The sequence below is a fragment of the Aeromonas sp. 25-AL00135 genome, from assembly GCF_054052385.1.
This window is the reverse complement of record NZ_JBSTYQ010000003.1, coordinates 194057-210311: the sequence shown is the minus strand read 5'-3', so window position 1 is coordinate 210311 and position 16255 is coordinate 194057. Positions and strand designations below refer to the sequence as shown.

The 16255-nt window shown below is 60.1% G+C and carries 14 protein-coding genes; 2 read left to right on the top strand and 12 right to left on the bottom strand.

What is annotated here, in order from left to right; all coding sequences use genetic code 11:
- Positions 1-39 precede the first annotated feature (39 nt).
- The 3 genes from lpxK to ACW5XC_RS03820 form a co-directional block, all read right to left on the bottom strand.
- Positions 40-1035 carry a tetraacyldisaccharide 4'-kinase gene (gene lpxK / locus ACW5XC_RS03830; protein WP_042056297.1) on the bottom strand — a complete coding sequence of 332 codons (996 nt, stop codon included), beginning with the start codon at positions 1033-1035 and terminating at the stop codon, positions 40-42.
- Positions 1035-2798 carry a lipid A ABC transporter ATP-binding protein/permease MsbA gene (gene msbA / locus ACW5XC_RS03825; RefSeq protein WP_042056299.1) on the bottom strand — a complete coding sequence of 588 codons (1764 nt, stop codon included), beginning with the start codon at positions 2796-2798 and terminating at the stop codon, positions 1035-1037. Before msbA ends, lpxK begins: the two co-directional genes overlap by 1 nt.
- A 104-nt stretch (positions 2799-2902) precedes the next feature.
- Positions 2903-5104, bottom strand: coding sequence for a DNA internalization-related competence protein ComEC/Rec2 (locus ACW5XC_RS03820; RefSeq protein ID WP_042056301.1), 2202 nt, complete (start codon positions 5102-5104; stop codon positions 2903-2905).
- Between the two features lie 27 nt (positions 5105-5131).
- Here ACW5XC_RS03820 and ACW5XC_RS03815 point away from each other — a divergent pair, with 27 nt between their 5' ends.
- Positions 5132-5650 (top strand): DUF2062 domain-containing protein, encoded by a 519-nt coding sequence (locus ACW5XC_RS03815; RefSeq protein WP_005350890.1) that lies wholly within the window; start codon positions 5132-5134, stop codon positions 5648-5650.
- Positions 5644-6147 carry a DUF2062 domain-containing protein gene (locus ACW5XC_RS03810; protein WP_042056304.1) on the top strand — a complete coding sequence of 168 codons (504 nt, stop codon included), beginning with the start codon at positions 5644-5646 and terminating at the stop codon, positions 6145-6147. The genes ACW5XC_RS03815 and ACW5XC_RS03810 overlap by 7 nt, the downstream gene beginning before the upstream one ends.
- A 106-nt stretch (positions 6148-6253) precedes the next feature.
- Here ACW5XC_RS03810 and ACW5XC_RS03805 read toward each other — a convergent pair whose 3' ends face one another.
- The 9 genes from ACW5XC_RS03805 to glpT form a co-directional block, all read right to left on the bottom strand.
- Positions 6254-7444, bottom strand: coding sequence for an amino acid aminotransferase (locus tag ACW5XC_RS03805; protein ID WP_005350888.1), 1191 nt, complete (start codon positions 7442-7444; stop codon positions 6254-6256).
- A gap of 145 nt (positions 7445-7589) precedes the next feature.
- Positions 7590-8531, bottom strand: a complete 942-nt coding sequence (locus tag ACW5XC_RS03800; protein WP_042056307.1) for a hypothetical protein — start codon at positions 8529-8531, stop codon at positions 7590-7592.
- A gap of 171 nt (positions 8532-8702) precedes the next feature.
- Complete coding sequence (gene hdfR, locus ACW5XC_RS03795) at positions 8703-9575, bottom strand: HTH-type transcriptional regulator HdfR (protein WP_042056309.1); 873 nt, start codon at positions 9573-9575, stop codon at positions 8703-8705.
- Entirely contained in the window at positions 9575-9946 is a 372-nt protein-coding gene (locus tag ACW5XC_RS03790) for a DUF413 domain-containing protein (protein ID WP_005350885.1), read from the bottom strand. The genes hdfR and ACW5XC_RS03790 overlap by 1 nt, the downstream gene beginning before the upstream one ends.
- Before the next feature lie 298 nt (positions 9947-10244).
- The gene (gene eco / locus ACW5XC_RS03785) at positions 10245-10727 is read right to left on the bottom strand and encodes a serine protease inhibitor ecotin (RefSeq protein WP_005337529.1); all 483 of its coding nucleotides are present in this window, start codon (positions 10725-10727) and stop codon (positions 10245-10247) included.
- A 218-nt stretch (positions 10728-10945) separates the two neighbouring features.
- The gene (gene glpQ / locus ACW5XC_RS03780; RefSeq protein ID WP_042056313.1) at positions 10946-12034 is read right to left on the bottom strand and encodes a glycerophosphodiester phosphodiesterase; all 1089 of its coding nucleotides are present in this window, start codon (positions 12032-12034) and stop codon (positions 10946-10948) included.
- A 107-nt stretch (positions 12035-12141) separates the two neighbouring features.
- Complete coding sequence (gene glpD / locus ACW5XC_RS03775; protein WP_042056315.1) at positions 12142-13629, bottom strand: glycerol-3-phosphate dehydrogenase; 1488 nt, start codon at positions 13627-13629, stop codon at positions 12142-12144.
- A 317-nt stretch (positions 13630-13946) separates the two neighbouring features.
- Positions 13947-14705, bottom strand: a complete 759-nt coding sequence (locus ACW5XC_RS03770; RefSeq protein WP_005337538.1) for a DeoR/GlpR family transcriptional regulator — start codon at positions 14703-14705, stop codon at positions 13947-13949.
- Positions 14706-14807: 102 nt separating this feature from the next.
- On the bottom strand, positions 14808-16166 hold the full coding sequence (gene glpT / locus ACW5XC_RS03765; RefSeq protein WP_042056318.1) for a glycerol-3-phosphate transporter: 1359 nt from the start codon (positions 16164-16166) through the stop codon (positions 14808-14810).
- Between the last annotated feature and the right edge of the window lie 89 nt (positions 16167-16255).

The following is a 16255-nucleotide window of genomic DNA, read 5'->3' as shown; positions in this document are numbered from 1 at the left end:
GCATATCAAGCCCCTGCTCCCTCGCCGAGGCGAGAGAGATTAATCTTGTGCCTTGGTCGCGCCCTTTGCCTTCGCCCCCAGCTTGTGCAGCAGGGCATCGAGCAGGGAGGCGGGCAACTCGGCGCTGACCGGCAGATACCACCAGTTATCGAGGGCAAACGAACGGCACTTGACCGCATCCTTCTCGGTCATCAGCAGCGGCTTGCTGGCAAAGCGCCCCACCAGCTCATCCCGATCGAAGGGGTGATGATCGCCGTAGGCGGCCTGCTGATCCAGCTGATAGCCGAGCCCTTCCAGGGTGGCAAAGAAGCGGGGTGGATGACCGATCCCCGCCAGCGCATCAACCGGCCCCGACAAGGGGGCGGCAAGTGGTGCATCGTCGCGCACCCGGCGCGGGGTGTCGGCGACCAGTTGCATGGGGTACTCCCCCTTGCCCGGCTCGCCGCCGTTGCAGATGATGGCGTCCACCCGTTTGAGACGAGTGATCGGCTCGCGCAGCGGCCCCATCGGCAGCAAGCAGGCGTTGCCGAAACGGCGCGCGCCGTCCACCACCACCAGCTCGATGTCGCGGGCCAGCGCATAGTGCTGCAGGCCGTCGTCGGTGATGATGATATCCACCTCACCGCTCTGCTCCAGCAGTCGTACCGCGTCGGCCCGTTTCGGGGCAACCACCACGGGGCAGCCGCAGCGCCGGGCAATCAGCACCGGCTCATCTCCGGCCTGCGCCGTGGTGCTGGTCTCATCCAGCCGATAGGGGTAATGGGGCGCCTTGCCACCATAACCACGGCTCACCACCCCGGGGCGATAGCCGCGGGCTTGCAACTGCTCCACCAGCCAGACCACCACCGGCGTCTTGCCGTTGCCCCCCACCGAAATATTGCCCACAACAATGACCGGCAAGGAGGAGCGATACCCCTTGCGCCAGCCATGACGATAGGCGTAGCGGCGGCTGCCGCTGATGATGGCGAACAGCAGGGCAAAGGGGGCCAGCAACCAGCGCCAGCCACTTTTGCGATACCAGAGCCGTTCCAGCATCAGGCCTTGCTTCCCGCGTTGCCAAACTGAATGGCGCGCAGCTGGGCATAGGTGCCGCGCTGCTCCATCAATGCTTCGTGGTTCCCGCGCTCGACGATATGACCTTCGTCGATTACCAGGATCTCGTCTGCCTTCTCGATGGTGGAGAGACGGTGGGCGATCACCAGCGAGGTACGCGCCTTGCAAAGCTCGTCGATAGCCGCCTGAATGTGGCGCTCGGACTCGGTATCGAGGGCCGAGGTGGCCTCATCCAGCAGCAGAACCGGCGCATCGCGCAGCAGGGCGCGGGCGATGGCAACACGCTGACGCTGACCACCGGAGAGGGATGCACCGTTCTCGCCAACCACAGTGTCATACCCGTTGCTCATCTTGCTGACGAACTCGTCGGCATGAGCGATACGGGCGGCCTGCACGATCTGGTCGCGGCTGTATTTGTCTTCTGCGGCGTAGGCGATGTTGTTGGCCACCGAGTCATTGAACAGGTGAACATGCTGGGAGACCAGCGCGTACTGCTTGCGCAGCTCGCTCAACTTGTATTCGCGGATGTTGATGCCGTCCAGCAGGATCTCGCCCTGATCGATGTCGTAGAAGCGGGTCAGCAGGCTGGCAATGGTACTCTTGCCAGAGCCGGAACGGCCCACCAGCGCCACCGATTTACCCGCCTCCACCTTGAAGCTGACGTTGTGCAGCGCCGGGGTGTCCTTGGTCGGGTAGGTGAAGGTGACGTTGCGAAACTCGATCTCGCCGCGGGCACGTTCCAGAGTGCGGGTGCCAGTATCCTGCTCCGGCTCGCTGTCGAGCAGGCCAAACAGGCTGTGGCAGGCAGTGATGGCGCGCTGGAACTGGTTGTTGACGTCGGTCAGGCTTTTCAGCGGCTTGAGCAGCATCATCATGGAGGTGATCATGACGGTAAACGTACCGGCAGTCAGCTCGCTGCGCACACTGTCGATGGTAGCTACATAGAGGAAGGCCGCCAGCGCGATGGAGGCAACCATCTGCACCACAGGGCTGCCGATGGCATCGGCAGCGACCATCTTCATGGTCTGCTGGCGCATGTTGTTGCTGACCTGGAAGAAGCGCTTCTCTTCCACCTTCTGGCCACCAAACATCAGCACCTCTTTGTGCCCTTTGAGCATCTGCTCGGTGGAGGTAGTGATATCCCCTACCGCCTGCTGGATGTGACGGCTGATCTGGCGGAAACGACGGCTGATAAGGCCGATGATGATGCCCACCAGCGGGCCAACCACCAAAAAGATCACTGACAGCTGCCAGGAGTGCCAGAACATCAGGCCGAGCAGGCCGACCACGGTCGCCCCTTCCCGCACCAGGGTCACCAGCGTGGTACTTGCCGCCGAGGAGACCTGACTCGCGTCATAGGTCACCTTGGAGAGCAGGTGGCCGGTGTTCTGACGGTCGAAGAAGCTCATCGGCATCGCCACCATGTGATTGAACACCTGCTGTTGCAGACGCATCACCACGTGGTTGCCGACCCAGGCCATGCAGTAGTTGGAGAGAAAGTTGGCGACACCGCGCAGGGCCACGATGCCGAGGACGAAGAAGGGCATCCATTTCAGAACGGTGCTGTCGTTGCCATTGATGCCCTGATCGATCAGCGGCTTGATGGAGTAGACAAAGGTGGTATCCACGGCGGCGTAGCCCAGCATCCCGATGATGCCACCGACCAGGCCCAGCTTGCGATCACGGACATAACCGAGCAGGCGTTTGAATACTGGCCAGCTCTCTTGTGAGGTTTCTTGTTGCATGAATAGCCGTTAGTAATGGAAATGACGGGCTATTCTAGCCAAAGCGCAGGCTTACACCAAGCGCCGCCACCTATATCGCATTCCTACACGGCAGAAATGGCCGATTATTGCTCAAACCACACTCGCGGTCGCCACCACTCACCACTGCGCCGGTACCAGGGCCCCACATCTCGCTTGGCGGTGACGCTCAAGCCCTCTGCGGTGGGTTCGACCAGCATCGCCCCTTGCTGACCGGTGATCCACTGGCGGGCATCCCGATAACGGGCCACCACATCAGGACGGGGAAAGCCCCACTGATTCATAAAGCCGGCGCTGTGGATCACCTCCTGCGCCGCTACCGCCGCGACAAACGGGGGTGTGGAAGAGGTGCGACTGCCATGATGGGGGCTCACCAGCAAGGTGCTGGCCAATCCCTTTCCCTCCAGCGCCACCAGCCGTTGCTCGGCCTGCCGCTCGATATCGGCGCTCAGCAGCACGCTGCGCTGCCCATCGCTGATACGCACCACGCAGCCATCGTTATTGCGCCCGCCACCTGGGCGCTCGGGCCAGAGCACTGCAAACGAGAGCCCCTGCCAGCGCCACTGTTGCCCACGCTGGCAGAGCGTCGTTCCCTCACTGAAGGGATAAGAGGAGAGCTCGTGACGCACCGGCATGGCGCTGAGCAGTCGCTTGCGATTGCCGGCATGGTCCCGATCCTTGTGGCTGATGATGAGGCGATCAATCACGCGGATCCCCAGATGGTTTAGCTGAGGCAGGATCACAGCATCCGCCATGTTGTAGCCTCCGGGATAACGATCGCCGGTGTCATAGAGGATGGCACGCTCCCCCTTGCTGATCAGCACCGCCAGCCCCTGTCCCACATCCAGCACCCGCAGCTGCCAGCGGACAGGCGTTGGCCAGAGCGCCAATAACAGCGCACACAGACCCGGTAGCAACAGCCAGCGTGCCGGGCGCCACTGCGCGGCGAACCAGAGCAACAACAGCAAGGTGCAGAGTGGCAGCCACCAGCCGGGCAGTGGCCACCACAGTTGCAGTTGAGCGGCCAGCCAGTTCAGGATCGTCAACACCCACCCGAGCCCCAGATCCGCCAGCCAGAACAGGCCATAGGCAAGCGAGCTGGAGAGCGGCGCCAGCAGCACACCGATCAGGGCCAGCGGGATGATGGCGATACAAAAGAGCGGCACCGCCAACAGGTTGATCACCATGGCGAGGGGCGCTATCCCCTCGAACAACGCCAACTGCAGCGGCAGCAGACCAAGTAGCAGCCAGAGCTGGATCTGCCAGAGCCCCGGCTTGTCGTGGACATATTCCACCAGCAGCAAGATGGCCACCGCCAGAAACGAGAGCCAGAAGCCGGCCGAATAGAGGGCGAAGGGATCCCAGAGGGTCAATACCACAAAAGCCCACAGCCAGATGCGCCAGGCCGGCCACTCTCGCCGGCTCCAGCGCAGCACACTCCACACCAGCACCATGATCAAGGCCCGCTCGGTCGCCACCGCAAACCCCGCCAACGCGCTGTAGACGGCGGCAAACAGCAGGGAGGTGATGATGGCGCCACGCAGGCCAAACAACCTGCCCAGCCACCACCCAAGCACCGCCACCAGCGCGATGTGTTGCCCTGAGATGGCGATGATATGGGTCAGACCACTGCCGCGAAACAGCTCCCACTGGGCATCCGTGATGCCACTCTGCTCGCCAAAAGTGAGCGCCACCAGCAAGGGGGCATGGTCAAGCGGGCGCCAACTCTCGGTCGCGGCCCCCAACCAGCGTTCACGCCACCCCGCTGGTGCCTGTTGAATGTCGATCACCCGGCGCAAATTGCCGGTGGCGGTGATCCCCTTGCCCAGCAGCAGACGCCGCCCATCCAGCCCCGCCTCGTTGGCCAGACCGTGAGCCGGTTTCAACGAGGTCACCAGGGTGATCCGGCTGCCTACTGTCATGGCGGGTAATGCCTGATAGGCATTGACCCGGATCAGGGGCTCAGGTGTCACCGGTTGCTCGTCGAGGGTGCTCACCCGCAGAAGCAGCCGGACAAATTTATCCCCCTCGGGCTCTGCACTTTGCAGCTGTGCGGTTATCATGTGGCTCGTCTGATCGCCCAACCGCTCCAGCCAGGCCAGCCGATAGGCAAGATTGGCCTGCATCCAGAGGATGCCGAGCAGGAGAAACAGCCACCGCCAGGCACGGCAATATGCAAGGGGGATCAGCAGGGACAGCAACAGGCCCCCCCATGCGAGTGAAGGTAACCATGGCCAGAGCAGTGAGGAGCTTGCCCCCAGGGCAAACGACAACAGACGCAGATCCATGGAGCAAGTATTTAGCAAGGTTTCAATATGCCCAAACGACTCATTAAACGCTGGATGCCCGATCAGCAAACCCTGAAAGAACACAAGCACCTGCGACTGTTCGGCAAACTGCTGCTCGATGCCAACCTCTGGCACCTCAACCGCCGCTCGGCCGCTGGGGCATTTGCGGTAGGCCTCTTCATGGCCTGGGTGCCGCTCCCCTGCCAGATGCTGCTTGCCGCCGGTGGCGCCATCCTGTGCCGGGTCAATCTGCCGCTCTCGGTGGCGCTGGTCTGGCTCTCCAACCCCTTTACCATGCCTCCCCTGCTCTATGGCGCCTATCTGGTGGGTTGCCAGTTGCTGGGACATTCGGCGCAGCAGATCGAGATTGAATTCACCTGGGAGTGGCTGGTCTCGGTACTAGGCACAGTGGCACCACCGCTGTTGCTGGGCTCGCTGATCCTGGCCCTGCTCAGTTCCCTTATCGGCTACACCCTGATCCGTACCTTCTGGCGGATCAGCACGGTGCGCCAGTGGCAAAAACGCAAGATGGCCCGCCCATGCTGAGTCGCTGGTTTTCCCGCTTCAAGCTCGATCCCGACACCCTGCGCCAGCAGAAGTGGTTTGCCCTGTTTGGTGAACGACTACTTGCCCCAGCACTCTGGCAAGGGGGCACCCGCGCCCTGAGCGGCGCGGTAGCGGCCGGGATCTTCGCCTGCTGGTTCCCCATCCCGATGCACTCGCTCATCGCAGTCGGTCTGGCGCTGGCATTCAGCCTCAACCTGCCGCTGGCGCTGCTGGCGGTCTGGTTCAACAATCCGCTGACCCTGCCATTCATGTATCTCTACGCCTATCGCACCGGCTGTCTGGTGCTGCACAAGACGCCGGAGCCTTTCCACCTCAGCTGGACCCTCCACTGGCTGGAGCAGGAGGCTGCGACCCTGGTGCCTCCCTTCCTGCTCGGCAGCCTGCTGCTGGCGGTACTCACCGCCCTGAGCGGCGGCGCCCTGACCGCGCTGCTGTTGCAACTACGCAAGCTGTGGCAAGGTGCCCGCCAACAGTGAGTCCCCCTTCCTATCGTTTGACGATCAGCCGTTGGCGATCAAAAAAGCCCGTCACCAAGGTGACGGGCTTTTTCATGGCATAGTGCCAGAGCGCAAGGTGATGCGATTACAGCACCTTGGCAATGGCCTCGCAGAGGGGATCGATATTGGCGCGGGTAATACCGGCTACGCTGATCCGGCCTGAGCCAACGATGTAGATGGCAAATTCGCTCTTGAGGCGCTCAACCTGATCCTTGGTGAGACCGGAGAAGGAGAACATGCCGTTCTGCTCGCGGATAAAGCTGAAATCCTGGCTCACGCCGAGGGCAGCCAGCTTCTCTACCAGCAATTCGCGCATCTCGCGAATACGCACCCGCATGGCGGCCACTTCTTCGACCCACTCGGCATAGAGAGCCGGATCGCTCACCACGGCGGTAACTACTGCGGCACCGTGTGACGGCGGGTTGGAGTAGTTGGCACGGATCACTGTCTTGACCTGAGTGAAGGCCACATCGGCGATCTCCTTGGTCGCGCTGACCAGCGTGAAGGCGCCGACCCGCTCGTTGTAGAGGCCGAAGTTCTTGGAGAAGGAGCTCGCCACCAGCAGCTCGTCATGGCACTCGGCGAAGATGCGCAGGCCTTCGGCATCCTCTTCAATACCACGGGCAAAACCCTGATAGGCGAAGTCAAACAGCGGCAACCAGCCGGCGGCAGCACTCTGCTTGGCCAGCGCGCGCCACTGATCGCTAGTGGGGTCGATACCGGTCGGGTTGTGGCAGCAACCGTGCAGCAGCACCAGCTCACCCGGCTGCACTTCGGCCAGCGAGGCCTGCATGGCGGCAAAGTCGAGCCCCTTGGTGGCGGCGTCGTAGTACTTGTACCACTTGACGGTCAGGCCCGCGGCCTGGAATACGCTGACGTGGTTGGCCCAGGTGGGATCGGAGATCCAGATGGTCTTGGCCAGACCGTTGCGCACCACGAATTCGGCCGCGATACGCAGGGCACCGGTACCGCCCGGCGCTTGCGCGGTCTTGGCGCGGCCACTGGCAACCAGCGCAGAGTGCTGCCCGAACAGCAGTTGCTGCACGATGCGGCCATATTCGATATTGCCTTCAATACCGAGATAGTTCTTGGTCTTCTCGTCGGTCAGCAGCTTCTGCTCGGCTTTCTTGACGCAGTGAAGAATGGGGGTGGCACCGGACTCGTCCTTGTAGATCCCTACGCCCAGATTGATCTTGTGGCTGCGAGAGTCAGCGCGGAAGGCTTCGGTCAGGCCCAGGATCGGATCCGCTGGGGCGGCAACAACCTTTTCAAACATGGTATTCCCTGTATTCCGTTGAGTTCGTTGGGTGGCAAAGCGGCTTGATAAACAAAAGCGCTCATCTGGCGAGCGCTTCGTCAACTCTTTATATCACCGCGTTCAATGGGGGAAAACCGCTTTTTGGCTCGCTTTCAGGCCAATTTCAACCAACGGCATGCCACGCTGGCGCCAGCGCACACACCTCGGCCGACAAGCCACCATTGGACTCAACCAAACCACAACAAACTGCTAACAATCGCTTGGGGATCCGGCTCGGCTCCCAGTGCCTAGCCTCAGTCAAAGGTTGGGCATACGCGCTAAGGATGGGGGCCAGATCACGGGGCAACCACCAGCTGGCCGGACGGCCCAAGCGCTGGGCCAACGCCTGCAGCCGATCCACCCCGGCAGGGTCAAGGGCGGTGAGATGACTCCACAGCACATTGGGGGGCAAGGCGGCCACCACCTGCTGCAAGGCGAGAGGAGCCGATGGGGGAGCCCACACCAGCAAGGTGCCAGCATCAAGGGGCAACTCGGCAAAGGCGCCGACGCTATCTGTGGTGATCACCCGCTCGATACTCCCCTCCCCCCACAGGATCTTGCCAAGACCCGCCAGGGTGCGCTCGGGCAGCGCCACCTCCCCCAGCGCCTGCAACCAGGGGGCAGCATCGATCAGGGTGCCGCCGCTGAAAAAGAGGCTGAACGGCTGGGCGGCGCGCAAGCGCAACAGCTGATCGGCACAGAGCCGGATCCCCTTGTCCTCGAAATCAATCTGCTCGTTGGGGGTGAAGTTCACCTCGCTCTTGCGATAGAGCGCCGCCAGCACCCGTTCGTTTACCTGCTCCCCCAATTGCCAGCCCTGAGCATGCAACCATTCCTCGGGCTCGGGAGGAGCGGTGGCGATCTCGGCCAGCATCAGCTCGCGGGTGAGATAGCGCCGCCCGGCCGGGGTGAGCTCATAGCTGTGGCTGCCATGGGCGAGCAGCAGCTGGTTATCCTTGAGCAGGCCCACCAGCGGTTGCCACTGGCGGCCACGGATCACCACAGGTGAGTGGCTCAGCAACTGCTGCGCCAGAGCCCGCCATTCGGGGTGACTAAAGTCGATCAATTACAATCCATCCCTGTCAGTGCTCAATCGGATAAACAGCCTGAAAAGGTACCGTTACAGGCCGATGACGCCAAGCCTCCCACGCCAATTACGTGACCTCGCTCCCTGCAATTTTCCCCAAACAGAAGAGCCCACCGTGGGGTGGGCTCTTTCTTGGATAACACTCGATACTTATTCGACGTTGAGGCGCAACTCGGCATCGTGCCAACCCAGTGGCAGGGTCAGCAGCTGATCGATCAGCTCCCGGCGATCGGATTTCTCCAGATAGGCGAGATAGAGCGGACGGCTCAGCGGCTGGCCCCCCTCGACCAAATGGAGCGCCCCCTTCTCGAGGAAGGGGCTGACCATCCGCCGTGGCAGGTAGGCAGCACCACCGTTGGCCAGCACGAACTGCAACGCCATGCTGGCGGAGCTGGAGTGCAGCACCGGGGTCTTTTGCAGGCTCTGCAAACGGCTGGGTTGCGGCTCGAAGCTGGTGCCCCAGTCGAGGTGGATGTGCGGCATCTGCATCAGGTTGTCGGCATTGGCGGCCGGCTCCCGACTCACCAGCTCGAACACCAGCTCACCGATGGGATGCAGGGCAATCTCGTCGATCTTGGTGGGCTCGGAGAGCAGGGCCAGATCGAGGGAGCGCTCCAGCAACTGGCGGCAGAGATGCTCGCGGGAGGCTGTTTCCAGCCGCACCGCCAAACCGGGCGCCAGCGCATAGATGTGGTTGAGCCAGTCGTTGAAATCGAGCTCCCAAAACACCGCGGGCGCGCCGATGGCCAACTGCTGGCTGAATCCCGGTGAGAGCGCCACATCCTGCTTGGCACGACCAAGGGTGTGCAAGATGGCGTCTGCGTAGGGCAGCAGACGCTCACCGGAGGCGGTCAGACGGATATTGTTGCGATGACGGGCAAACAGACTGACACCCAGTTGCTGCTCTAGCTGGCGGATCCGGAAACTCACCGCCGACTGGGTCAGGTAGAGATTTTCAGCAGCCCGGCCAAAATGCCGGGTCTTGCTCACCTCGATAAAGGTCCGAAGCAGCTCGGTATCCATTAATCGATGGACTCGTCACTGCCACCGCCGCTGCCACCACCGACATCAAAGCTGCCGCCACCGCTGCTCTCTTCGCTGGCGCCGCCAACGACGGTGCAGAGGCGATGAACGCGCTTGGGACCGATCACCTTGAGGTACTTGAACCACACCTTGGCATGGGGGTTGGCACCGGCTTCGCCGGATTTGACCTGCTCGACGAAGGCGGACTCGACATCGTCACGGGGTGCAAGGTTGCCCTGGTAGAGTGCCAGCATGGCGGTACCATACTTTTCCAGACTGTCCGCTTCGGCCACAGTGAATTCGCCACTGCGACGCAGGCCACGGGGAAAATGTTTGAAGTCGTTGAAACGCTTGTCTGATTCGAAGCTCATAGTGCTCTTTTTTCTGGTTAGTTTGACCTTTGCGGGCAAGTATCATCAGGCCATCGCCGAGTGCAAAATCAATTTTCTCACTATGTTAATAAATATCTTTTATCGAAGTCACTTTGCCCCATCGCTGACGCCGATTTTGTGGCATAACACACAAAAAACGTTGATAAATAATAAACTTATGTAAACGTGCAGCCAATTTGCACGTCACTTTCTGGACTGTGCAGGCAAAAATAAAGCGCCATACGGCGCTTTATTTGTCACATCAGGTGAACCAGCTGAACCTTTGGTTCAAACATGCTTACTCAATCATGGCCGGTTGGGCCAGGTTGTCGGCACGCCACAGACGGTAGCGCACTTCATACTCCTGCGGCACGTAGATCACGAACGGCAGTTTTGAGTTGTAGTTCACGAAGAAGCCTTGACCGTAGATCTGGACGAAGGTCTCTTTCTGCTGGTTATCCGGGCACATCATCAGGGTGCTGATGGGGTCGGAAACCTTGCCCAGTTTCAGGTAGTTGTAGCCCCAGCCTTTGACGCTGTGCTGTTCCAGGTTGCCTGCAAAACGCGGTACGTTGCAATCAACCATCATCTTTTTGCCGACCTGCAGCTCGACCATCATGTCGGCTTCTTTTTCGACTTCAGGCAGGCGGATCACCACACGTTCCTGATTCACGTCAGCGGCTGGGAACATGCTGATATCAAATTTTTTCGGCTCGGCGGCGAAGGCATGGCCACCCAGCAACAAGGCGCCCAGCAGGCTAAAACGCAATACGGTTTTCATCTGTACCTCATGGGGTTGGTTCAACGCCGCTAGACTAACCGCTCTGCCGATTTCATGCCAGCGATCTGCTACGTAAAAACTGCGTAAAATGATGCAGATCCGGCACACCATGACGTGATCTGGCTATTTTCTGACAGGGCGCACACTCCCGTTGCGGGAACCTGAAACAAAAAGCGAGGCCAATTGGCCTCGCTTTGCATTCAAATGGTGCCAGAGTGCTATTTGGCCGCCTCTTGATGGGCCTTGATGACGGCCACCGCCTTGTCGGGGAAGTCGCTGAACACCCCGTCCACATCGGCTTGATAGAGGAAGATATTAAGGAGATCGGTGAAGTCCTTGGCATAGGCCGGGATCTGCCCCTCATCCTGACGGAAGGTATAGGGGTGAACTTTCAGGCCCGCAGCATGGGCTTCTTTTACCATGCCGGTGAAGACCGGTTTGCCCAAAGTGCCCGGCTCGGTGACGATCATCGGTTTCCACGGGCCAATCCCTTCGGCATAGCTGGCGATGGTTTTCATCGCTCCCGGCTTGAACATCCAGTCATAGTTGTAGGGGATCGCCTTACCCTTGGCGTCGTAGACCATGGTCTCGTTCCAGTCGGTCTCGGCCATCAGCTGCACCAGTTTCAGATCCATACCCATGGCGGGCATCAGTTCGCTGTTGATGCGCTTGAGTTCATCGGCATCGAAGCACTGCAGATAGACCTTGTCATCCTTCCCGGTGTAGCCGTACTCCTTGAGCACCTTCAGCACTGCTTTGGAGATATCCTTGCCTTCGTGACGGAACAGCCAGGGCGCCTTGATCTCCGGGTAGATCCCGATGTTCTTGCCGGTGCTCTTATTGAGCCCCTGGATCATCTCGATCTCCTCCTGGAAGGTATGGATCTTGAAGTCTGACTTCCAGAGCGGGAAGCGGGCCGGATAGACCGGCACCTGCTTGCCATCCACCAGCTGGAACGGCTCGGTCATACGCAGGGAGCGCACCTCGTCCAGGGTGAAATCCACCACATAATAACGGCCGTCCGGACGGGCACGACCGGGGAAGCGCGCCGCCACATCGGTGATACCATCGAGGAAGTGATCGTGCATCACCACCAGCTGGTCATCCTTGGTCATCACCAGATCCTGCTCCAGATAGTCGGCCCCCATGCCATAAGCCAGCGCCTTGGACTCCAGGGTATGCTCGGGCAGGTAGCCGGAAGCGCCACGGTGGGCGATCACCACCTTGCCTTCATCGGCAGCCAACACGGGTAATGAGAGGGATGCCCCAAGGCTCAAGGCGATGAGGGAAACGGCGAGTTTTTTCATATGTGATGCTCTTTTATTATTGTGTGTAGGTAATTGTTCTATCAGAGGTTTGTTGCACATTTACGGTGGAAAGCGGTGGGCAGCAGCGCACTGCCCACCGTCACTCATCAGCTCGCCTTGCGCAGAGCCTGATGGTATTGGTCGAGCCAGATCTGCAACATCTGCTGCTCTGACTCGTTCAGGCGCAGCCCCAGCTTGCTGCGGCGCCAGAGGATATCGTCCAGTGAACAGGCCCACTCCCGCTCGATGAGATAGCGCACTTCAGACTCGTACAGGCCGCCACCGAAGTGAATGCCGCGATCCTCTTTCAGCCAGAGACGGGCATGGGCACCATAGGCCTCGGCAATGCGCAGGGCGCTGCGATCATCGAGCCAGTCAAACTCCAGCGCAAAGGCGCGGGCCAGCTCGCGTACCGAGCAGTCAAACTCGCCGCCGGGCAGCCGGCTGGTCGCAGTCCAGTCATCCCCCATCTGGCTGAACCAGGGCTTGAGCTTGTTGCAGGCGGCCTGCGCCAGCTTGCGATAGGTGGTGAGCTTGCCGCCAAACACCGACAAGAGCGGCGCACCGTCAGACTCACCAGAAAGTTCGAGGGTGTAGTCGCGGGTCACCGCCTGCGGTGAATCTGACTCGTCGTCACAGAGCGGGCGCACCCCGGCGTAAGTCCAGATCACATCTTTCGGGGCAATTTGGCGAGTGAAGTGGGCGTTGACCACCTTGCACAGGTAATTGATCTCGGCCTCGCTGATCTTCGCTTCCCGCGGGCTGCCGTGGTGCTCCACATCCGTGGTGCCGATAAGGGAGTAGTCCTGCTGATAAGGGATAACGAAGACAATGCGGTTGTCTTCGTTTTGCAGGATATAGGCCTCTTCGCGCTCGTGGATGCGCGGCACTATCATGTGGCTGCCTTTAATAAGGCGAATGCCGCGGGGGGATTTCTCGTGCAGGCTCTCGTCATAGAAGGTCTTGACCCAGGGGCCCGCTGCATTGACCAGACCACGGCTGGTGACGGTGAACTGCTCGCCCCCTTCCCGCTCCAAAGTGAGCGTCCAGTGTTTGGAACCGCGCACCGCCTTGATGCAGCGAGTGCGGGTCTGCACGTCGGCCCCCTTGTCACGGGCCATCATGGCATTGAGCACCACCAACCGGGCATCGTCGACCCAAGCGTCCGAGTATTCAAACCCCTTATTGATCCCTGCGGTCAAGCCATCTTGCGGCAGGAAGCGCACGCCACAGCTCCCCTTGAGCTTGTCGCGCTTGGCCAGATTGTCATAGAGGAACAGACCGGCGCGGATCATCCAGGCCGGACGCAGGTGCGGGCGGTGCGGGAGGCGAAAACGCATGGGACGGGCGATGTGAGGTGCCATACCGAGCAGCACCTCCCGCTCCGCCAATGCCTCTTTCACCAGCCGGAATTCGTAATGCTCGAGATAGCGCAAACCGCCGTGGATCAGCTTGCTGGAGTTGGACGAGGTGGCAGAGGCGAGATCTTGCGCCTCAAACAGGGCAACCTTCAGACCCCGTCCTGCCGCATCGGCTGCGATGCCGACCCCGTTGATGCCGCCACCGACGACGACCAGATCATAATGTTCGCTCATGTTCACCTACTTTCATTTTTATGATTGCCATAACAGCAATGTTTGATTTCGCTCATTTTAGAACATGAAAATACAACAAACGAACATTTTATGGCGAAAGTGTGATCGCCACAGCCCGCCAGAGGTGGCAAAAGTGATACGGCAAGTGACCGAATGGCGTCGGGCCAAAACCGGCGGGTTAATAGCCAAAAAAACCTGATTGAATAGTGGTTTTTGCAATACCCATAAAGGGGTGAGATGAGTGCGGGACTGGGGGAGAGAAAGATAAAGGAGGCCGCCCTGACGGGCGACCGGCACAGCCTTGGCGTGTTTCGCCGTCAGCAGATGTGGCAGGCGATCTGGTGTTGCGCCATCAATCGCGCCAGCTTTTCCGGTGGCTCCTGATCGGTAAAGAGGGCGTGGATCTGGCTGAGATTGCCCAGATTGACCATGGCGTTGCGACCGAACTTGGTGTGGTCGGCGGCCAGGAACACCTGACGGGAGTGAGCGATGATGGCCTGGGCAATCTTCACCTCGTGATAGTCGAAATCGAGCAGGGAGCCGTCGTTATCGATCCCCGAAATCCCGATGACGCCATAGTCCATGCGAAACTGACCGATAAAGTCGCGGGTCGCCTCCCCCACGATGCCGCCATCGCGGTTGCGGATCTCGCCACCGGCAATGATGACGGTGAAGTCATCCTTGGCCGTCAGGATACTGGCCACGTTTAGGTTGTTGGTGACGATGCGCAGCTCACGGTGATCGAGCAGGGCGCGGGCAATCGCCTCGGTGGTGGTACCTATGTCGATAAAGAGCGATGAGCCGTCGGGAATATTGGCCGCGACCTCGCGGGCGATGCGCTCTTTCTCCTTGAGTTGCATCACTTTACGGGCGCTATAGGCGGTATTGACGGTACTCGAATGCAGGGAGGCACCGCCATGATGGCGCCGGATCTTGTTCTGTTCGGCGAGATCGTTCAGATCCCGGCGAATGGTCTGGGGGCTGACGTCAAAGTGGGTCACCAGATCGTCGGTCGAGACAAATCCCTGCCGCGTCAGGACGTCCAGGATCTCCAGATGTCGTTGGGTTTGCTTCACGCTTGCACTCCGATGATGAGACAAAAAAAGGCCCCGGCAGATGCGGGGCCTTTTGGCAGTTTACCTGATCCCCTTTGGGATCAATAAGCTGAGGATCACGTTTTATGCCTTATGGGCAGCCGCTTTCTTGGCCGTAACGGCAATGTTCTCGTGCTTGAGGGTCATCGCCAGCAGGATGATGGAGAGCACACAGGAGACGGTCAACACCATGAAGCCGCCATCCCAACCGAAGTGGTCAACGGTATAACCCAGCATGGCGTTGGCTGCCACGGCGCCGCCCAGATAACCGAACAGACCGGTGAAACCTGCCGCAGTACCGGCTGCTTTCTTCGGTGCCAGCTCAAGGGCATAGAGGCCGATAAGCATGACAGGGCCGTAAATCAGGAAGCCGATTGCCACCAGCGCCATCATGTCGATGGTCGGGTTGCCGGCCGGGTTGAACCAGTAAACCAGTACAGCCAGGGTCACCAGCACCATGAACAGGATACCGGCCGGTGCACGGCGGCCCTGGAACATCTTGTCAGAGATCCAGCCACACAGCAGGGTGCCCGGAATACCGGCCCACTCGTAGAGGAAGTAAGCCCAGGAAGAATTGTCGACGGTAAAGTGCTTGGCCTCTTTCAGGTAGGTTGGCGCCCAGTCCAGCACACCGTAACGAATGAGGTAAACGAAGGCGTTGGCAATCGCGATGTACCACAGCAGTTTGTTGTGCAGCACGTACTTGACGAAGATCTCCTTGGCGGAGAACTCCTGCTCGTGGCTCTCGTTGTAATCCTTCGGATAGTCGTTCTTGTACTCCTCGATGGGAGGCAGACCGACCGATTGCGGGGTATCACGCATCACGAAGAAGGCGATCACCGCGATGGCGGCCGCCGCTGCCGCAGGCACATAGAAGGCGCTGCGCCAGTCGTTGAACCAGCCCATCCCGAGGATAAACAGCGGGCCAATCATGCCGCCACCCACGTTGTGTGCCACGTTCCAGACCGCAACCACTTCGCCACGCTCTTTCTGTGACCACCAGTGCACCATGGTGCGACCGCAGGGCGGCCAGCCCATGCCCTGTGCCCAACCGTTCAGGAACAACAGCACAAACATGATGGCAATGCTGGAGGTGGCCCAGTGCATGGTACCCATCATAAACATGATGGCAGCCGAGAGCAGCAGACCGGCGGAGAGGAAGTAACGGGCGTTGGAACGGTCGGAGACGTTCCCCATCAGGAACTTGGACAAACCGTAAGCGATGGAGACCCCGGAGAGCGCGAAACCGAGATCACCACGGGAGAAGCCCTGCTCGATCAGATAGGGCATCGCCAGACTGAAGTTTTTCCGTACCAGATAGTAGCCGGCGTAACCGAAGAAGATCCCGAAAAACACCTGCCAACGCATGCGTTTGTAGAAGGGGTCGACCTTGTCAGCCGGGAGCCTGTCGATGTGCGCCGCAGGCCTGAAGAGACTAAGCATGTTCTGCTTCCTTATTGTTGTTATGGGCGGTTGAGGATGCCCTGACCATTCCGACGAATCATGTGAGTCCGCTGATTCGTAAGCGAGCC